This window comes from Leucobacter sp. UT-8R-CII-1-4, assembly GCF_030010235.1.
Lineage (GTDB): Bacteria > Actinomycetota > Actinomycetes > Actinomycetales > Microbacteriaceae > Leucobacter.
On the sequence record NZ_JASCRS010000001.1, the window covers coordinates 297,379 to 317,065 of the forward strand.

Annotated in this window: 13 protein-coding genes; 5 read left to right on the top strand and 8 right to left on the bottom strand. The window is 57.6% G+C overall.

Annotation, left to right across the window (positions count from 1 at the left end):
• Positions 1-145: 145 nt before the first annotated feature.
• Genes QBL02_RS01315 through QBL02_RS01325 form a run of 3 tightly spaced genes read right to left on the bottom strand, consistent with a single transcriptional unit; the run spans position 146 to position 4,334 of the window.
• On the bottom strand, positions 146-994 hold the full coding sequence (locus QBL02_RS01315; RefSeq protein ID WP_282724546.1) for an SIP domain-containing protein: 849 nt from the start codon (positions 992-994) through the stop codon (positions 146-148).
• Positions 991-2,616 (bottom strand): ATP-binding cassette domain-containing protein, encoded by a 1,626-nt coding sequence (locus QBL02_RS01320; RefSeq protein WP_282724547.1) that lies wholly within the window; start codon positions 2,614-2,616, stop codon positions 991-993. Before QBL02_RS01320 ends, QBL02_RS01315 begins: the two co-directional genes overlap by 4 nt.
• Positions 2,617-2,675: 59 nt before the next feature.
• Positions 2,676-4,334 carry an ABC transporter ATP-binding protein gene (locus QBL02_RS01325; protein WP_282724548.1) on the bottom strand — a complete coding sequence of 553 codons (1,659 nt, stop codon included), beginning with the start codon at positions 4,332-4,334 and terminating at the stop codon, positions 2,676-2,678.
• A 51-nt stretch (positions 4,335-4,385) separates the two neighbouring features.
• On the opposite strand from QBL02_RS01325, the gene QBL02_RS01330 reads away from it, so the two are divergent.
• From QBL02_RS01330 to QBL02_RS01345, 4 genes are all read left to right on the top strand, one after another.
• The gene (locus tag QBL02_RS01330; protein ID WP_282724549.1) at positions 4,386-4,982 is read left to right on the top strand and encodes a TetR/AcrR family transcriptional regulator; all 597 of its coding nucleotides are present in this window, start codon (positions 4,386-4,388) and stop codon (positions 4,980-4,982) included.
• 169 nt (positions 4,983-5,151) lie between these two features.
• Positions 5,152-6,159: an ABC transporter substrate-binding protein gene (locus QBL02_RS01335; protein WP_282724550.1), complete on the top strand. Its 1,008-nt coding sequence runs from the start codon at positions 5,152-5,154 to the stop codon at positions 6,157-6,159.
• A complete protein-coding gene (locus QBL02_RS01340; RefSeq protein ID WP_282724551.1) occupies positions 6,156-7,184 on the top strand; it encodes an iron ABC transporter permease in 1,029 nt (342 codons plus the stop codon). The genes QBL02_RS01335 and QBL02_RS01340 overlap by 4 nt, the downstream gene beginning before the upstream one ends.
• Positions 7,181-8,176, top strand: coding sequence for an iron chelate uptake ABC transporter family permease subunit (locus QBL02_RS01345; protein WP_282724552.1), 996 nt, complete (start codon positions 7,181-7,183; stop codon positions 8,174-8,176). The genes QBL02_RS01340 and QBL02_RS01345 overlap by 4 nt, the downstream gene beginning before the upstream one ends.
• 130 nt (positions 8,177-8,306) lie before the next feature.
• Here QBL02_RS01345 and QBL02_RS01350 read toward each other — a convergent pair whose 3' ends face one another.
• From QBL02_RS01350 to QBL02_RS01365, 4 genes are all read right to left on the bottom strand, one after another.
• A complete protein-coding gene (locus QBL02_RS01350) occupies positions 8,307-9,836 on the bottom strand; it encodes a GMC family oxidoreductase N-terminal domain-containing protein (RefSeq protein WP_282724553.1) in 1,530 nt (509 codons plus the stop codon).
• A gap of 468 nt (positions 9,837-10,304) precedes the next feature.
• A complete protein-coding gene (locus QBL02_RS01355) occupies positions 10,305-14,357 on the bottom strand; it encodes a hypothetical protein (protein WP_282724554.1) in 4,053 nt (1,350 codons plus the stop codon).
• 291 nt (positions 14,358-14,648) lie between these two features.
• A complete protein-coding gene (locus QBL02_RS01360; RefSeq protein WP_282724555.1) occupies positions 14,649-16,916 on the bottom strand; it encodes a LuxR family transcriptional regulator in 2,268 nt (755 codons plus the stop codon).
• A gap of 779 nt (positions 16,917-17,695) precedes the next feature.
• Complete coding sequence (locus tag QBL02_RS01365) at positions 17,696-18,079, bottom strand: cupin domain-containing protein (protein ID WP_282724556.1); 384 nt, start codon at positions 18,077-18,079, stop codon at positions 17,696-17,698.
• Between the two features lie 113 nt (positions 18,080-18,192).
• On the opposite strand from QBL02_RS01365, the gene QBL02_RS01370 reads away from it, so the two are divergent.
• A complete protein-coding gene (locus QBL02_RS01370) occupies positions 18,193-19,113 on the top strand; it encodes an AraC family transcriptional regulator (protein WP_282724557.1) in 921 nt (306 codons plus the stop codon).
• Positions 19,114-19,157: 44 nt separating this feature from the next.
• On the opposite strand, the gene QBL02_RS01375 is transcribed toward QBL02_RS01370, so the two are convergent.
• Positions 19,158-19,661: an FBP domain-containing protein gene (locus QBL02_RS01375; protein ID WP_282724558.1), complete on the bottom strand. Its 504-nt coding sequence runs from the start codon at positions 19,659-19,661 to the stop codon at positions 19,158-19,160.
• Positions 19,662-19,687 lie beyond the last annotated feature (26 nt).

Consider the following 19,687-nt stretch of genomic DNA (forward strand, 5'->3'; position numbering starts at 1 on the left):
GTACACGTGTACGGTTGTAGTTGATACTACATAATCAACATTTGTCGCACAAGCACTACATTTCGATGTTTATCCAAAACGACAAGAGGCGGCAGCTCAATACAACTACCGCCTCACACAACAGAGCGCGTTGGATCGCCCGGCGCTACTCGACCGAGAGTTCCAACTCGCTACGAACATCCGGATCGCTCAGATCAACCTCGCGCGCCATTGCGTCTTCAAACGCTCGCATCAATCCAGCGTCGCGCGCGGTGCTATCTTTGCCCCTTTTCCAGTAGGCGGCAGCGAATAGATGATCCCGGCTGCACCCAGCAGCTACCCACTGCCGACGCAGCATCGCAACGGTCGCCGCTTCGGCAGCGAACCACGCCTGCGTCCCGGCCCAAGCTTGGGGGCCCTCTCCGCCAGACAGCGAAGCAACCTCACGAGTGATCCGTTCCGGCGTCCACGCTTCTTCCCCGGTAAACAGCGAAAGCTCTAAGCCCGGGTGTTCAATGAGGAGCGCGGCGGCGTCCTCCTCGCTCGGCGCGTGCAGAAACGCGCGAATCCTGTGCTGCTGAGGAATCTCACGCAGCAAGCTTGCGGCCGCTGGCAAGGCACTGGCATCAGCCACGATCAGGTGCGAGTCGATCCGCTCGCCAATCGAAAAATCACGGCGCACAGCATGCAGTTGAAGCTCATCACCAAGAGACAATGAGGTTAACCAGGGAGCAACGATTCCGCCCTCGTGCCGCAAGACATCGAAGGAAAGCGAGGCCGGAGTTGGCCGGCCAGTGACGCTCATTGCGCGGCGTTCAAGGGCACCGTCCCGCCCGGCGAGACAGATCTTGATGCCGTCGGCAGGCAAGGTGGGCGAATAGCCAAGAAGCTCCTGCGCCGAAACCGTCACTCTCGTGTAGTTTGGCGCGATCCGCTCAATGCCCGTCACCACCGAAACACACGAAATGGGTGCGGCAGCGCTTAACTCACGAATTAGCGAGCGAATCGTATTCACTTCTCGGCCCCCACCAGTTGAATTGTGCGCTCTGGCTGCCACACAGATGGATCACGATGAGTCACGACGATCACCGTGGCGTCTAGCTGCCCGACGGTCTCTGCGATGCGCTTTTCTGTCGCTTCGTCGAGAGCCGCAGTCGCCTCATCCAGCAACAACACGGGTGCATTCTTCAGCAACGCTCGAGCAATGGCCACACGCTGCCGCTCACCACCCGATAGCGCCTGGCCGTGCGTGCCGACATCCTGGTGAATGCCTTTGCCATCTCTAGAGAGCAGCCCGCCCAATTGTGCACTCGTCAGCGCACCAATCACCTCAGCATCACTCGCCTCTGGTTTGCCAATTCGCACGTTTTCAGCGAGCGTGCCACTAAACACCACTGGGTGCTGTGACACGTAGGCAACGCGAGAGCAAAGCTCGGACTCAGTGATTTCGCTGAGCTCAACTCCGCCAAGCAACACCCGCCCAGCGTCTGGGTCATCAAACCTCATAAACAAGCCGCAAAGCGTACTTTTGCCCGACCCACTCGGGCCCGCAATGTGCACGGTTGACCCGGCCGGCACGGTGGCATCAAGGCCGCGAATCACTGGACCGTGAGTCACTGATTGCAAGCTCAGCTCAAGTCCATCCGGTGTGCGTGCCCGGTCGGCCACAGGCTGCACAAGCGCGGGCGCACCAACCACTTCTCGATAGGCAAGTGTGTGAGCCCGCAAGGTGTTGAGCGAAATGCCGATCAGAGCCAACTCATCAAGCGGCGCGCTCGCCCGCGCGGCGAGCACAATCAACGCCAGAGCCGCAGCGGGCTGCGAAAAGCCATCGCCCCAAACGAGCATGCAGAGCACCCCAGCAAGCGGCAACACACTCGCGAGCGCCGAAACTGCCGTAGCGGGTGCAGCAGCGTAGTTGCTTCGTTTCATTGCAGACTCTTGCTTCTGCCAGGCTTCGGAGGCACGGTCAAGTGCTCGTTCCGAACCCGCAGCGGTGCGCAGTAGTTCAAGCTGGTCAACCAACTCAAGTGTCGCCGCGTCGGCGCCCTGTTCGAGCTCATGCCTCACCTGATCGGCGCGCGCCAGACTGCGTTGCGCGATCACCTGCATGCCAAGCGCGACAATGAGCAGCACAAGGGTGAGTAGTGCAGCCGCCACCCCGCTCACTATCGCGATGCTCAGCACCAGAAGCAGAGGCACTAACGGGGCAAGGATCAGAGTTTGCAATTGGTGTGCAGGCACCCCCATCAGGACCGGCACCGACCTGCCGGCAGCCGTACTCACGAGCGACCGGTGATCCTCCGTAAACCAGGCGAGTTTCGCTCGCGAAAGCGATGCTCCCATCGATTGATACAGGTCACCAGCAAGCCGGGCGCCAGCAAGGTACCCCGCTCTCGAGACAGCAATGGTTGCGACCACAGCAATCGAGGCCGAAAGCAGCACCGAGATAACTCCTGCTCCGTCTCGAATGGCAAGTGCGAGCGATGTGTAGGCGGCGACTTCAAGCACTGCAACAACGACCCAACCGAGGGCGATACCTCGCAATCTCGCGCGAGCGCTTCCCGGAAACAGCTTCGTAAGACTCGGCCCGCTTCCGGGCTTTGTCCCTGAAGAGGTCGAGTCTGAGCTATTCAAGTCCGAATGGTTCGAACTTGAGTGATTCGATCCTGAGGGCTTTTTTACGTCAAGCTTGTTCACCGCAAGCTCCCTTCCTGCGCTGGCTCTACCGAGAGCAGTTGATCAGCTTGCTGCGCGAGTTCAGAATCATGAGTAACCACAACAACCGTGCAGCTCTTGTCACGCGCCAGCATCCGAAACTCTGCCCAAATTTGCGCCGAAAGTTCGGAGTTGAGCGCGCTGCTTGGTTCATCAAGCAACAGCACCCTCGCCGAAGAAAGAAACGCTCGGGCGAGCGATAGGCGCTGCCGCTCGCCTCCCGAAAAGACGCTCGCATCATCATCAAGCTGCACGTTGAGTCGCGCTCGCCGCAGCGCCTCCGCGCAAGCTTCGTCATCGGCTTCCGGGTCGATGAGCAAAAGGTTTTCGCGCACGGTGGCACTCAGAACGGCAAGCCCTTGCGGCACATACAAGATGGCGCGTTCACGGGCAGATTCACTCAGGTCAGAGAGTTCTTGCGTTTGCCCGTTGGGGCTGGCCAGACGGACGCTCCCTCGTGTTGCGCCTTGGTATCCCGCGAGCACTCGCAACACGGTGCTTTTTCCGGCTCCACTGGGACCGGTGATCGCGGTGAGTGTGCCAGGCTTGGCCACCAGGTCAAAGGGCTCAAAAATCTCGCGGGTCTCGGTGTTCTCGATACGATGCTGCTCGGCAGACGGTTCCGCTGTGTTTGCCCGCACGGTAAGCCCCTGCACGCTGAGTCCCAGCGGTCCTGCCTGCAGCTCAGCACTGCCGATGGCCAGTTGGGGTTCGGCCAGCAGCTCACCAATTCGAGCCGCTGCTCCTCGTCCGGCCGCGACGAAGTCGAGGCCATGGCCTAGGCGCAGCGCAGGTGTCACGAGCGCGAGGCTCAGGAGCAGCATTGCCGCGAGTGTTGCGGTGTCTTGCTGCACTCCGACGGTGTAAGCAATGGCATAGCTTGCCACGGCTTGCAGCAGGGCGACGGCAATTGCGGCTGGGGTTGCCACTCGTTTCACCCAGGCCACCATGTCGGTGGTGAAGTCTGTACTCGCGCGTTGGTATTTTTCAAGGGCTCCGCGTTCGGCACCAAAACTGCGGAACACGTGAATTCCTCGGGCGTAGTCGTCAACAGCGGTGGTGATTTCGGTCATCACTCGCGCGCGTTCTGCGCCGTGTGCCGCGGAGAGTTTTGGCAGCACAATCAAATACGCGATTGCGGCGAGCGTTCCTGGGATGAGGGCCAGCAATGCCATTGGCCCTGCCATGGTGAGCAGCGCGATTGTGGCGCACAGTGGCAGCACGATCATGGTTGCAATTTCTGCCGGCAGGTGCGCAATCATATGGTGCAGGGCGGCAATGTCGTCTGACACGAGTCGCCGCAAGCGGTCGGCCGAGTAGTTGCTGAGGCGATCCGCTGGTAGGCGAAGTAGGTGTTTTGCTACTTCGCGTCTCAGTCGCGCTTCGAATCGTCCTTCGGCAGCATGGGCGAGCCATGACGAGAATGCCGACGCGATGGCTGCCACGAGCCAAGTCGCGAGTACTGCCGTGACCAGCCGCGATTCGCCCCCGGCGATCAGCCGTATTGTGCCGATGGTCGCGGCGAGCCCGGCTATTCCGGCGAGTATTGCTGCCAGCACGGCAGCGCTCAGCGCGAGCACTGAGGGTTTCAGTGACGGGCGAACACCAGGGTGAAGAAAATATTTCGAACTTGCCACATCCAGAAGTATACGCATATAGTTAGGCGAACCTAACCTTCATAGGATGTCATGACAAAAATAGATGCCGATCGAATCCTCAACGAGGCAATGTCGATCATTGAGCTACAGGGCGAGCAAGGCCTAGCTATGCGCGGCCTCGCAAACCGGCTCGATGTCACGCCGATGGCGCTCTACCGCTACTACGCCGATCGAGACGCGCTGCTGGTTGCAATCGTCGCCAAAGTGAGCGAACAGATTGAGTTTCCAGAACCAGTCGGCGGGCTGGTCGACCGCTCAGTAAAGCTCGCGCTCTGCCTGCACGATTTCCTGCTGCAACACCCGTGGATGATCAGGCTGATCGCAAACGGTCGCCTCGCGAGTCCCGCCGGTTTGCAGTTTCCCGAGGGGTTTTTAAACTGCGCCAGCGAAGCCGGTCTCGATGACGAAGCAGCCTTCGTTTTTTACCGCACCATATTCGCCGCGATTCTTGGCCAGGCAACAATCAGTCAGGCAAAGGCACTACGCGGCGCTGGATCGATTCCAGCGCATGCGGTCGCCCACGCACCGACAAAAGTGGCAGCTCTCGCTCCTCGGTGGCAAGCCCTCGACCACGCAGCCGGACCCGAGCAAATCTTCCGTGCAATCGCGCTAACCCTCGTCACTTAAGCCCTCGTTACCCGCCGCAGCGACGGTGCCGCAGTGACGGTGCCGCACCAAAGAAGCCGCGGCCAACGCGCCGCAACCAACGCGAAGCGATCAAAGCGAAGCGATCAAAGAGCCACAGCCTAGGCGCAGCCATGCCTTTTCCCCACAAATCCAATTCGAAAGCACAGTTATGTCCCGTATTTTCTCCCGCGCCGCAACGGCAACTCTCGTCTCAGCAGCGCTCCTGCTGACCGGCTGCAGTTCGACGCAATCTGACAGCACCTCCGCGACAGCGAAGCAAGAGGCTGGCTTCCCCGTGACCATGCACAACGCATACGGTGACGCCACCATCGAAGCAAAACCCGAGCGAGTCGCGGCGCTCGGATACGCAGATGTGGCCCTCGCTTCGGCGATGGGTGCCACCATCGTCGCGGCACCGGAATCTTTCACGAGCATTGCTGGCGCTGGCGATGAAAAGAATCTTCCCTATATCGACCAACTGCCCGCAGACACCACCTGGGTAAACCCAATGGCAGTAAACGTTGAGCAGCTTGCGGCTTCAAAACCCGACCTGATTCTTGCCACTGCAGCGTTCACCCTTGATGAAGCGCTCTATGCCCAGCTCAGCGATATCGCACCGGTAGTGAGCTACGAAGAAGCTTTGTACAGTGCGACCAGCGAAGAGTCAGCATTGCGTATCGGCGAAGCGCTCGGTGAGACCGAAGCCGCCGAGCGCCTGATCGATGAGGCTGAGCAAGCAATTGGCGACCTGAAAACAGAGTTGCCAAATCTTGACGGCGGCACCTTCCTCTACGGGCAGGCACGCGATGGCGTAGTTGTGATGCTCGTTGATGAGGCCAACGTCACTGCCCAGTTCATGCAAAAGCTTGGTCTCGTTGCGTTGCCAGCGGTGAGCAATCTTGGTGGGCAGGGTTCGGTTCCCGGATCAATCGACGTGAGCGTCGAACAAGCCCCGCTCTTCAACGAAGCTGGTGTGCTGTTTATGACATTCCAGTCAGATGCGCTCAAGGACAAATTTGAGAACGACCCGATCGTCTCAAAGCAGCCCATCATGTCGGAACGCTACGTTCCAGTCGGCCTCGAAGCCGCTACCGCCCTGCAGGATCCAAACGTCGCTTCGGTGCCTTGGCTGCTTGAGCAGTTGCGTCCGGGCCTCGAACTCATTCCAGCGAAGTGACCGACACGCTCCGAGCGGCGCGGCAGATCACCGCGCAGCAACCACGCGCTGCCCGCCTGCTCGGAGCGCTACTCGCTGGCGCGATCCTCGTCGCCATTCTCTTCGGCATGAGCCTTTTGGTGGGTTCGAGGCCGATCACTCTGAGCGAGCTCAAAGATCTGTTCGGCGGTGCCGGTAGCGGCGAGGTTCACACGCTGCTTTGGGAGGTGCGACTCCCCCGGACCGTAGCCGCCACTCTTGTGGGCGTAGCGCTCGCTTGGGCTGGCACGCTTATGCAGTCAATGACCCGCAATCCGCTCGCCGATCCGGGGCTTTTGGGAGTGAGCTCAGGCGCCGCCTTCGCCGTGGTTATCGGCATGAGCTGGCTCGGTTTGCACTCGGCCACAAGTATTGCGTGGGCCGCGGTTTTTGGCGCAGCCATCGTGACCGCGCTCGTGCTGGTAATCGGGCTACGTGGCTCGACCGGCGATGGCACCAAGCTGATTCTCGCTGGTGTCGCGTTCAGCATGACGGTTTCGGGGGTGCAATCAGCGATTATTCTGCTCAATCCTCGAGCCCTCGATGCGATGCGTTCCTGGTCTGCGGGTTCGCTTGCCAGCCCCAATTCTGCTGTGCTGCAGCAAAGCATCCCGGTTCTGCTCGTCGGTGCAGTGTGCACCCTCGCTCTGATCCGCCCGCTCAATACGCTCTCGCTTGGCGACGAGCTAGCTCGGTCGCTGGGTTCGAACCCGCTGCGCACCCGGGTGCTCACGAGCGTCGCTGCGGCCTGTTTGGTTGGCGCAGCCACCGCGATTGCTGGGCCAATCGGCTTTGTCGGCTTGATGGTGCCGCATATTGTGCGACCGTTCACCGGGCCCGCGATCGGCCGCGTGCTTGCGGCATCGACACTGGCGGGTGCGGCGCTGGTACTGATCGCCGACATCCTCGCGCGTATCGTAATCTGGCCCGGCGAGTTGCCGGTTGGCGTGGTCTGCGCGGCCATCGGTGCGCCGGTGATTTTTCTCGCGATCAGAAGGAAAAGATGACTCTCACGCTGACCAGGAAACCACGTTTTTCTTCGCGTTGGATCGCAGCCTCCGCGCTGCTCATCGCAGTGCTGCTGGCGGCGCTCGTCTCTGGCGATCTTTTGCTCAGTCCATTTGAAGTCTGGCAGGCGTTGACCGGGCAAGCAGCAACATTCACCGAAACCGTTGTGCTGTCTTGGCGTCTTCCTCGCGCTATTGCCGCTCTAGTTTTCGGCGCAGCACTCGGCGCGGCCGGAGCGATTTTCCAATCGCTCACTCGTAATCCGCTCGGCAGTCCCGACATTATTGGTTTTAACACCGGCGCCTACACCGGTGTGCTTATTGCGATGTTGGTGGTGCCAAGTCTCAGCTTTGCAGGCACCGCATTCGCTGCGCTCCTTGGCGGGCTTGGCGCGGCAGCCGTGGTGATGCTTGGCAGCGCCCGACATGGCCTTGGCGGCGGTACCTTTGTGCTCACCGGTATTGCGGTGAGTGCTTTGCTTGGCTCGTTGAACACCTGGCTGATGTATAAGACAGATCTTGGCACCGCAACGACCGCTTCTGTTTGGGCAGCGGGTTCACTCGACAACACCCGCTGGCCGCACCTTGCTCCGGCACTGATCGCGCTCTTGTTCGCAGCGGTTCTCACCGCACTCGTCGCACCGAAACTGCAGTTGTTGGCGCTTGGCGACGATATGGCGAAAGCGCTCGGAGTGCGAGTTGGCCTCACGCGCCTCGCCCTGATCGCGTGCGCTGTTACGCTCACGGCGGTGACCACGGCAGCGGCCGGGCCGATCCTTTTTGTCGCACTTGCGGCCCCGCATCTCGCACGGGTCACGCTTCCCCGTGCTCAGCCCACGCTCGCGGCGGCCGCAAGCGGTGCGCTGCTTCTTGGTGTTGCTGATTGGGTGGCGGCGCACGCCTTCGCTCCCGTGCAGATTCCTGTCGGCGCGGTCACTGTGAGCCTCGGCGGCGCCTATCTCACCCTCACCATCCTGTTGCGCAAAAGATAGCCTCGCGTTGGAGTTTGCGCGCTGTCGCTGGCGGGCCGCCAGTCTTGAAACCCAGCGAGAGTGCTGCCCGACGGAAGACACCCGCAGTGGGTTCTTGCCGAAGGCAGCACTCTCGGTTGTTGACCAGTGACTACTGCTGTTCAGCCAGGATGAAATCAGATGCGCGATCGCCAACCATAATCGACGGCGCATTGGTGTTTGCACTCGGAACAGACGGCATGACCGAAGCGTCTGCCACCCGAAGACCGGCGACACCGCGCACCCGCAACTGTGGATCGACGACTGCCATTTCGTCCTCACCCATCCGGCAAGTTCCTACCTGATGGTGGTAGGTGCCGACGGTATTGCGGGCGAATTCACGCAGATCATCGCGGCTCTGTGCAGCCGCACCCGGCGCAAACTCGTTTGGAGCAAACGACGCGAAGGCATCTTGTGCACCGACGTTCCGCACGAGTTCAATGGCATCGACCATGGCCTCAAGGTCTCGCTCATCGGCGAAGATATTCGGGTCGACGAGTGGAGCCACGGCGGGGTCTGCCGAGGCGAGGCGAATGGTGCCGCGTGAATATGGTCGAACCGTGCCAGCCAGAATGGTGTAGCCGTTTTCTGGCACTGCGCCACCATCAGTTGGGTATGGCATGTGCACAAATAGCGGCTGCAAATCGGGTGCTGGCCCCTCCCACGCAGACGAGCGCGCGTAGAGCTGTGCTTCAAGCAGGTTCCAGCGACCTGCTGGAACTGCGTCTTCAGTTTCATACAGCACGCTCACGAGCAAGTGATCGTGTAGATTTTCGCCAACGCCTGGCAGGTCTGCGATGGTTTCGATTCCAAGCTCCTGCAAGTGCTCCCTCGGGCCGATCCCCGAGCGCAGCAGAATCGCTGGGCTGCCGATTGCACCGGCGCACACGATAACTTCGCGTTCTGCCGAAGCGGTTCGAGTCTCACCGTTGACGGAGTATTCGACTCCAATAGCGCGACCGTTTTCAATCACCACTTTGTTGACCACAGCATTGGTTGTCACGGTGAGCAACGGATTGTCGATGATGGGCGCTACAAAACTTTGCCAGGCGCTCGCTCGCTTGCCGTTTTTGGTGGTCGTGTGGTTGAAGCCAACGCCGTCGAGCCGTTCTCGGTTAAAGTCTCCCGTCTCTGGGATACCTGCCTGCACTGCCGCATCAACGAAGGCTTGCGCGAGGGGGTTGCGTGATTCCTTTGGAATTCGTTCAACGTGCAGTGGCCCGCCCGCACCGTGGAAATCGTCGGCACCGTCTTCGTGATCCTCGGCCCGCTGAAAGATGGGAAACACTTCGTCCCAGCCCCAGCCGGTCGCGCCGGATGCAGCCCAATCGTTGTAGTCGCTCTTGTCGCCACGCATGTAGATCATGCCGTTGGTTGAGCTTGATCCACCGAGAACTTTTCCTCGTGGCCAGTAGATCACGCGATCGCCAAGGTGCTTCTGTGGCACGGTCATTACCGCCCAGTCGTTTTCGGACATCAGCAGTGCGGGCCAGCCCTGTGGTGAGTGAACGTTGGGGTTTGTGTCGACGCTGCCGCCCTCGATGACGTGCACGGTGTGTCCGGCGTCAACCAGTCGGCGTGCGAGTGCGCTTCCGCCCGATCCGGCTCCAACAATTACAAAATCGTTCGATTCTTTAGCCACAGCAGTTCCTCCCTGAACCTAATGACACCAAGAACCAGCTCTGTTCTTGGCACACTCTGAGTATTTCGAGAGAGCTCGGGTGGCGCATTGATCCGGGTGCAGAACACTTGCCTAAAAACGCATGGAGACTGCAAGTGCTGCACGTTCAGCGGTGACGTGTGATTCGCTCGGCAAGCAAGATCGCTTGTTCTGCCATCTCGCTACAATCAGCAGACAATCTCGAGGGCGTTGGTTCACCGTTCCCCGAGCTCTCTCGATCAAGTTCGGTTGCATGCTGCCTCATGTCGTTTGAAAAGTGTTCGAGAGCTAAGCACATCACTACGTAGTCTTGCTCGCTGCTGAGGTCGATCTGATAGTGAAAACCCAAGTCAGTCACCTAGCGGGAAGTCTGTTGAAGACACGGTTCAGTTGATCGGTAGAAATGCGGGTGTTGACGAAGAGCCCCCTCGCCAACACCCGCCTATTCACTTACTTGAGCGAGCTCGCCCGCTTGCGTTTGCGCACAATCAAGCCCGCACCAAGGCCGAGCAGGAGCAGAGCGGTAATTGCAGCTCCGGTCATCGCCGTTCCACCCGTTAGGGCGAGTGTCGGAGGTTTAGGTACGGGATGTTCGGTGCATAGCTTGCTGTCTGGAACGCACACTGGCGGTTCGCCAGTGACGGTGACCACGTTGCCAAGGTCATGATTTCCTTGTTTCGCGTAGTCCTTGACCTGCACCGTATAGGTCACGGTAACGGTCTTGCCTGACGCGACGGCACCAACGACACGAATTTTCGTGTTCGAAGTGGTCACGGTAACGTCCGGGTCAGAGGAAACCGCGGTTCCAATGAGGTCAGCATCATCGAGCACATCCGACATATCGTCGGTGTAGTCGATGCCTACTGGTGCCGCGTCAGGGTTTTTTGATCGGTTTACAAAGGTCAAGCTATAACTCACCTTCTGCCCTGGCTTCACTTCTGAACCGCTGGCAGGATTGCTTGTTTTTTCGACCTTCACGTCTGAGACGTGATTGACGGTGCACTTCGGATCTTCTTCCGGAGTGATCTCGCATTCTTGAGGCGGTTCTGTTCCGTGATCAACCACAAAGTTGGCAATTCTGTCGTCACCGCGCTCACCGTCGGCCTTGACTTTCACCTGGTAAGTGACGGTTTCGATCTGGCCCGGCTGGAGGACCCCGCTGATGGTAAAACGGCTGTCGACAACGTCAGTAACCGATATGTCTGCGCTCGATGCAACCGGTGCAGCCACAAGGTCAGCATCGTCGAGTACATCACTCAGCACATCGTCTTTCAGAAATTCCAGAGCCGCCTCTCCAACGTTTGCGAATCTTAGGGTGTAGGTGGCAGTTTCGCCTGCGCGAAGGGTTGATCCGTGCGCCGGATCGACTGACTTACCGTACTCCAGCTCACCAACGTTGTGCACCGTTTCGCACCCTGCTGGAGTATTACAGAGCACAACATTGCGCAACACGTTATCGCCGCGCTCACCGTCGGGTTTCACTTTCACCGTATAGGTCACGGTGGCGGTTTCGCCCGCTTCGAGCAGACCAGTCACGAGAATTTCACCGCTTGTACCAGAGCTGGCTCGCACGTCGGGTGAACTTGAAACAGCTGTCACGATAAGTTCGGCGTCATCAAGCACACTGCTCAAATTATCGATCGACGGCTTCCCATCAACGAGGATCTCACCGCGCGCCTTTCCGGTGTTTGTGTAAGTGAGCGTGTAGGTAATCTCCTGGCCCGCCATAACGTCAGATCCGCTTTCAGGGTTTGAACTCTTTGTCACGGTGATGTTTGGCAAATCAGTGACCGTGCACATTGGGTCTGCCTCTATACACTCGATCGGAGGCGTCTTCCCTGGATCCACGACAAAGTTTGCGGCACTATTGTTTCCACGCTCGCTGTCTGGTTTTACCGTTACCTCGTATCGAATCTGCGCTGAAGCACCGGCGGCCAACGTTCCACCAATTTCAAAGCGGTTGTTCTGTACAGCTGAAGCTGTAACCGAAGCTGTGTCAGAGTACGGGTCTTTTGTCAGGTCAGCATCATCAAGCACATCTGTCAGGATGTCCTCTTTCGACACCTTTGCTTCGGCTTTGCCCGTGCTTGTCGCCGTAATTGTGTACCGCAGCACTGTGCCCGCGGCCACTGGGTCTGTAGTTGCTTCAACGGTCTTTTTATATTCGATTGCGGCAATCGGTGTAACAGTGCAGTTCGCTGCTTCGTTTTGCTTTGGTTTGCAATCTTCGGGAGGTAGTTCGCCAGATTCAACCACGAAGTTTGCTGCTTCGTCGTCACCCCGATCACCGTCGGGCTTCACAGTTACCTGATAAGTCACCCAGGCAGTTTCTCCCGGCGCGACAGAACCAGTAACCGAAATCACTTCGCCGTTGCGCACAGCGATCAGTCCACCAGTCGCCGTAGGTTCTGAAGTCACTTCGGCGTCATCGAGCACGCCGGTCATGATGTCCTCTGCGTCAACGACAGCATTTGCTTGCCCGTTGTTCTTGAAGAAGAGACTGTAGGTCAATACCGAGCCAGCAACTGTAGGTGTGGCTGAGGAAGACACTGTCTTCCACTTGCTGAGCAGTGGTCCAGGAATCGTTGTCGTGTCACACCGAAGTTCACCCGTTGCAACGTCAAGCTCGGGCACACAGGCGACATTACGAAGCTTCTGGTCGCCCTTTGCGTTGTAAACGACTGAGTAGGTAATTGTTGCGCTCTCATTCGCATCAAGCGCACCCTCCCATTTCAGCTTAGGATCGTCAAAAGTGACCGTTCCTGTCGATGCCACGGCGTCGTTTGCGTATTCAGCATCGTCAAGCACTTCCGTCATGTCGTCGGTGAACTTGGCAGGGTTTTCCGCCGTGTAGGCACCAGGGCCAACATTCGTCACCGTGACCGTATAAGTCACGGGTGCGCCCGTTTTTGGCAACTCAGTTTGATCAGCCACCTTCGTGATCTTCAACGCAGGAAGTTCAATCAAGGTACACGAAACTTGATCAGAAGCCGGCTCACACTCGGGAGTTGGAGGTTCTGGTTCAGTCGGAGTACCCACGAACGAGACATTCTTTACCGCTCGATCGCCGCCAGCCTTGATCTTTACTGTGTACTTCAGTTCAACACTCTTGCCCACAGCAAGTGCGCCTGACCAGTTAAGTCGGGGCTCGCTGTAAGACAGCTCACCGGGTAGCGATGCGCTGGCATCATTTTGGTAATCAGCGTCGTCGAGCACTCCGCTCAAGTCGTCCCAAATCACTGCTGGGTTCTCCGCCGAATAGCTCACTTGGCCCGTATTTGTGGCCTTTACTGTGTATGAGACGGTGTCACCAGGTCGAACATCTACTGTGGCATCCGAAGTTTTTTCAATTTTGATCGAAGCAGGTTTTGCGGTGTTGGTAATTGTGCACTCAACAAAATCACCGACATTAGTTTCGCCAGAACTCAACTGAAGTCTTGTATCTCCGTCCTCAGGCACGATAATTCCCGCTGGATCACCATTGTTGGTGCATGACCAGTTAGTCCGGTAGTTTGAAAGATCAGTACCCTCACCGGCTACCTCCTCGAGAGTTACCGAGCTATTTGCCAGCACTGTCACTTCACCAGTCGAAATCGCGGTTTCTGAGCCTGTGTTCGCAGATTCGATCAGCGAATCACCGCTGCGCACATTGAGGTCGAAAGTGTCCGAGGCAAACGCACGCGAGTCAACAACCTTATTGAGCTTCACTTTTGACATCATGAATCCGAAAACACCGGCATTTAGAGAACCCGAACGAACTGTCTGCTCGATGAAGCTAGGCGTTTGCGAATAGTAGAGCACATTCGCGGCCACATTGTTCAAATTTGTGCCGTGCGATCCAGCTCCGGTGCGACCGTTGCAGGTGACCGAAGTGGTACCTTCGCCTACGATATTGATTTCCCGGAAGCAGCCCATAGTTGATTGTGGCGGGCGCAGCGCCTCAAGAAAGTTCAGCGGTTTGTCGGAGGTAAATGTAACGAATTCGCCGGCACCTGTTGATTCGGCGTCACCTGAAACAAATCTAAAGTCGTCAATTTTTGAGCCATCTGGACCCGACACAATGATGTTGTCGAGACGAGCCGTAAAGCCAGAGCCGCTGCCTGATCCGGGACCATTATTCCAAAGCACCGGTTTTCCCTGCGCGCTTGCGTAATAGTTATTGCTGAACGCACCCTGCAGGGTGGATCCCGATACCATTTGGGAAGTTTCTCGGGGAACAATCTCGTAGTAATTGCTGCCAGGGACTGCACGCATTTTCAGGTCAAACGTAGCTACGTATCCACCACCGATTTCCAAGCGGTAGGGTTGGCCTGCTTCAGACTTAGCCTTTACCGGGTCATATCCAGAAAAATCGATCCAGCAAATGGTGTCTGCGAATTTTCCTTTGCTCCCTGGCGCATAGCTACAACCAGTTGGATCAACCTGAACCGCTTCAGCTGGTGCCGTCGAGACGGTAGAAAGCAAACCAAGCATTCCAGCAAACAGAGCAGTGGCAAGCAGCATAGCGCCAGCCTGCATTGATCCGCGCTGTCGCCATCGATTCGAAGGTTCATGGTCCGTCCGTTGTCGCGCTGAGCCAAGTAGCTTTCCCGCGCTGAATCGCCTAAACATGAGGTGACCCCAATCTGGTGTTTCATCAGTTGTTGTGCGGAGCTTGCACTTCTGATTTCACGAAGGCAAACAATCCGAGGTTCAGCTAACTGGCAGAACACTTTTGAGCTCACTCCAAATTTCAGATCTCACCCTGGAACATCACCCGAGGCTTCCGCTGAGAGCTGCCTCGAGTGCGCTACTTCAGTACACCCCGCGCTCAGTCGCAAGTCGAACTGCCTCGTGCCGATCCGCAGCGCCAAGCTTTCGATAAATACTTCTCAAATGTGTCTTCAGAGTGTTCGATGACACATAAAGTTCAGCGGCAATAGCGTCGAGACCCCGGGGAGAAGCGAGTTGCTTCAACACATCTCGCTCTCGCACGGTAAGGCTCACCGGAGAAACATCGAATTTGAGTGGACTTGAGACGGGTTCGATCCAAGCAGTCGCCGGCAGCATCGCTCGCAGTCGTTGCAACTCTGAAAATGGCAACATTGAGAGCGGCATTCGATTACCAGATCTGCCTATTGCGTGCATCGCCTCGTTGGCCCGCTGCCTCGCAGTGTTCTCATGCCCGAGGTGTGCCTTGATGACACTACGCAGCAACAAAGCCTGGACTGCCTCGGCAGTCGTTGCATCTCGATTCGTTCGCACCGATGTCACTAGTTGAAACGCGTGTTCCAGGTCTCCCGAAGCCAGGGACACACTCGCGTCAATTAATTGCACATCAGCAGATTTGCTAAGTTGCTGAGTCTCAAATCTAGCCGAAGCGAGATCGCCCACCGCGAGGAATAGTTCTGCACGAACGACGCGAAGTCTTTCTCGCCACCAAGGGCTTATCGGATAGTCAACGAGACTTCGACTCTCTGCTGTGAGTTCCGCCAAACCTGCAGCAGCATCACCCGCCAGGAACCTCAACCGAGCTTTGGTCCAGAGCACCGCAGGCCAGTATTCAACTCTTGCAAGTTCTGGCAAATTCATTTCGAGCTGGCGGTGTGCTTCACCGGGCTGTCCTGCGTTGGCAAGCACAAGTGCGCCGCCCAGTTGCCAGCCAACAGAACGGATCGAGCTTTCCCACCCCGCTGGAGTGAAAGAGCTCGAGATTTCCCTGAGATGCCTGCTAGCGATCAGGATGTCTCCCCGGTACGCGTGCACAAAACTCAATTGTCCGTGCGTATGCAAACGTCTTGCTGGGTGCGAATCTGTGGCAAGTTGCGGCGCGATAGCAAGTACCCCTGGCAGATCACCGCAGAGCAATTTGGTCAGCATCGTTTGTAGCAGCACCGCAAACCAAAGCGTCGGGTCGCCCTCCTGCTGTGTCGCCTGAAACGCGCGCAAGTCTTCGAGAAACTGGTCCACATTTGGCCCAGCTTGTTCCCAATCGCGTACTACTCGGCTCACCGTAAATCTGGCGAGTGAGAGCATCAAGCTCTCAGCGCCTTGAGGGGGCTGAGCTGCCCGATCAAGGTTTTTCATCGCATGCCTCGCAAGACTCCTGCTACGCGCCGACGGCTTGGCGATGTCTTCAACAAGTAACACTGCATAGACAAGTGCTAATTGCCAACCTCGATACAGCCGCTCATTTGAAATCTGCTCCACCGCGGTGAGACACTCCCGCGTTCGCACAAGACTGAGTTCGGAGAAATTCCGAGCAAAAAACGCAAACACTTTGTCGTCAAGGTCGCCGTCGAGGGCGACTCTGAAAAGAGCAACCGGGTCCGCAGTCCCTTCCAAAAGCTCAAAAGCTTTCGCACGGACATATTGCATATCTCTCGAGCCAAGCACCTTCGGCGCTTCGCTCACAAGCGCCGCGCGAATCAATGCATGCAACTGAAAAAGTTCAACTGAACCTCTGACCGTGATCCGCCCGAATCCCCTGGACTCGAAGTCTCGAACTAAAGCCCAAGAATCAAATTTTTTGGGAAGCAGCGCTTCCGCAAGTTCAATTGAGAGTTCCGGGCATAGTGCAACTGCGCAGGCAAACTGCCGCTCTTGTTCAGTGACAAACTCGGGCAGATATTGAGTAGCGAGTGCTCGGGTATGCTCTTGAACTCTGCCGTCTAGCATCCGATAGGCTGCTGCGGGTCCTGCGTCTCGGAATTTTGCAACGGCAAGACGTGAGGCCAAGACATGACCGTTTGTGGCGCGATGGAGCCTGTCTGCAAGTTCAATCGACTCTGCGTTTCTCCCGTAGCCCAGAAGCGTGAGCATCTCATCCATGGTGAAGGCTAGCTCGTCAGAGCCGATCAGTGTCATACCGATCCCGCCAACGGGCAAGGCTTGCTCGAACACGGTTGAGTTTCTGGTGGTAACAATCAGTTGTAGCGAGGGACATCCTTGAAACACCGAGAGCAACTGAGTCTGAAACTCCTGCGAGGTGAGGTGCAAATCGTCGAGCACCCAGATCATCGGTGTCGACTGGAAAAGCAGTCGAGTGATGAGCAAGCTCGGCACCTCAGTTGGGTCAATCAATTTAGCTTCGTAGCCTGCTACTACGGGAGCAATCGTTTCAGAAAGGCTCGCAACCAGCACCCTGAGTACTTTTCGCCAAGCGAGAGCAATTTCATAGTCCGATTCAGAAAACGATATCCATGAGATTTCCGAATCCGAGTGTCGCTGTGAAAGCCAGTGGCTGACCAGCGAGGTTTTCCCCGCGCCGCCTTCGGCTTTCAGAACGCACACTCCAGAGGCCTGGTTAATTCGCTCAAGAAGTGCAGATCGGTTAATCCAATGTGAAGTATTCTCGCGCAACTATGCCCCCGTGTGCTCCCCCAGGGCTGCCGAAGTTTCGCCTCATACCAGGAAAGAACGGCCAAGCCCAACCCCTACTGTGAAAGCTATCGCAACTTTTTTCACAGTCAAAGCAATATTTCAAATGGTCGGCTCTACGCCTCAGTAGGCATGTGTGCCAGGCGCCCCGAGACTGTCTGTACCGAGGCGCCCGTATCGTGCGAACAGATCGGGAGAATGTTCTTGAAGCACAGCTTGCAGCTTCTTGGGGGAAAGTTCTCGGCTGCGGCTTCAGTGCACGACGATGTTGTGCGAGCCGTGGCCCGCAAGACGACTATCCCGAAACAACTGCTCAACCACCACAACTCGCGAGTGTTCTCACCCCAGAACCTCACCCCTCAGATGTCTGCCGCACCGCCTCCGCCCCGGGCCGGTGGTTTGCCGCCGGCGTGAACTCCTGCACGGAGCACACCAGTTCTTGGCGAACCACCGGCTCAAGATCTTCTGATCCAGCGCAGGGTTTAAGAGTCAGCGACCACAACGAATTTTTCGAATGGCTCGTGGATCGTCCAGCGCATCAGCGTGCCTTTCTCGAAAAAGTACAGATCGCCTGCGGCTAGATGTTGTGTCTCACCGAGGTCGAGAAGCTCCACTGTCGCTGATCCTTTGGTCACGTAGCCGGCTTCGTCGCCGAGCGGTGCGTCATAGAGAGGTGACACTGCGGGCTGTGAGCGCCAAAACGCAGCAACGAGCACATTTCCGTTGCTTGCTTTGTCACGCAATACAGCGATTTCACCAAAGCCTGCCATGCCCGGCTCTCCGTGCGGTTTTGGGTGCTCAAATGGCACGAACTCTTGATCAGCGCTTGCGCCGATTACGTATGAAGGCTTCGAAACTGTAGGCATAATGACCCTCCTTTGGGTGCGATGTAGTTGCAGTTCTGACGCTATTTCAGAGTTTCGGCCTATGATCGACGCACAGCGCACAGATGATCGACAATTCACGCAAGGCGGCGAAAATGGTGACCACACTGCACACCGACAGTGCATCAGAGTGGGCCGCCATCGCGTCAGACTCCTTCATCGATCTTGAGGTTCGTGAGACGGGCGAGCGCTTTGATGCCTCGATTCGTTCGCTCCGTTTTTCTGACCAGTTGCAGTTGAACCACGTGCAGCACACTGCCTCAACCATTGTGCGAACCGAGAAGGGCGCGGCTCGCGACTTGCGTGATGATGTGTTGCTGCTCACCCCGCGCACGGGCCAGGTAACTGTGCGTAGGGCTCACTCGTGCCTCACCCTACGACCTGGGCAGTATTCGCTGCACTCGGCGAACGAACCGTATTCGCTTGAATTTCCGAGCGGGGGCGATGTGTTGGTTGCGCAGATCCCGGCACCAACGCTGAGCGTTGTTCCTCCGCGGTTGCCGGTTTCTGGGTCTATCGGAGCCGTGTTGCGCTCACTCATGCTGGAGTTGCTCGATAACCAGAGCGACGCCGATTTGCTCGGTGATACTGCGCTACACCTGGCTAAAAGCTTGCTCGTGCAGCATGCAGAGCCTGGCGCTGCTAGCGATGCTCGCGCAACTGTGTTGCGCGCAATGGCTTTTATGCGCGCCCACTTTGCTGACCCTGGTTTGCATCCAGCGGCTATCGCCGCCAATTTGCATGTCTCGCTTCGCTATTTGCAGCTCGCATTTGCGGCGGAGGGTCTGAGTTGCGCTGCGCAGCTCACCGAAATTCGCCTCGAACAGGCTCGCAGGCTCCTTGGTGCCCCGGCGGCTCAAGCACTCAACATCTCTGATATTGCCGCGATGTGCGGGCTTGAGGCAAATACCTTCATCCGCGCGTTCCGTCGCGCTTTCGATCAGACGCCGGGCGCGTACCGTGCCGAGTTGCGTGCCGGGCTCGACAACGGGTACCTTCCCGACGCCCGGCGCTAGCGCGACCGAACACGAAGCATCAACCAGGCAAGCCGCCCACCCGACTAGCTGGCAGCTGGCAATTCGAGCACCGATGCGATGAAGCGTTGCGCTGAATCTGCGAGCTGTTCGCGATGCTTACCGACCAGTTCGTCGGCGGGCGGGTCGAGTGGCGACATTGGGCGCAGCCCGTTTACTCGAACGTTGCAGTCGAGGTCGGCGCAAATGTACGTGCCCTGGGTCGAGGTGCCTTTGGGGTTTGTGAGCGTTGGGCTTGAGAACAGCACCACTTGTCCGAACCTTCGTGGCATGCGGCAGAAGGCGCACATCACTGCGCGCCCGGCCGAGGTCTGTGTTTTGGTGTTGAGCACCATCACTCCGTGCAGCCTCTCGTTGCGTTCGATAAAGAGATATCCCCGCTGCTGTGCGCCGGGATCGCGCCAACCGAGATAATCCAGATCTTCCCAGGCGAGCCTTGTGAGCGCTTTGGGTGCGTGCACGGCTTTGCGTGTCGCTTCGTCAACGTTGCCGAGCGCGAGCTTAAATTCGCGCAGACTTCGCTTCTTCATAATTCCTCTCATTTCCAATCTGTACG

Bases quoted from the DNA above. Each gene is read 5' to 3' on its own strand.
- QBL02_RS01330 (WP_282724549.1), top strand. From the start codon at position 4,386: ATGACAAAAATAGATGCCGATCGAATCCTCAACGAGGCAATGTCGATC.
- QBL02_RS01355 (WP_282724554.1), bottom strand. From the start codon at position 14,357: ATGCTGCTTGCCACTGCTCTGTTTGCTGGAATGCTTGGTTTGCTTTCT.
- QBL02_RS01370 (WP_282724557.1), top strand. From the start codon at position 18,193: ATGGTGACCACACTGCACACCGACAGTGCATCAGAGTGGGCCGCCATC.
- QBL02_RS01335 (WP_282724550.1), top strand. From the start codon at position 5,152: ATGTCCCGTATTTTCTCCCGCGCCGCAACGGCAACTCTCGTCTCAGCA.
- QBL02_RS01375 (WP_282724558.1), bottom strand. From the start codon at position 19,661: ATGAAGAAGCGAAGTCTGCGCGAATTTAAGCTCGCGCTCGGCAACGTT.
- QBL02_RS01365 (WP_282724556.1), bottom strand. From the start codon at position 18,079: ATGCCTACAGTTTCGAAGCCTTCATACGTAATCGGCGCAAGCGCTGAT.
- QBL02_RS01345 (WP_282724552.1), top strand. From the start codon at position 7,181: ATGACTCTCACGCTGACCAGGAAACCACGTTTTTCTTCGCGTTGGATC.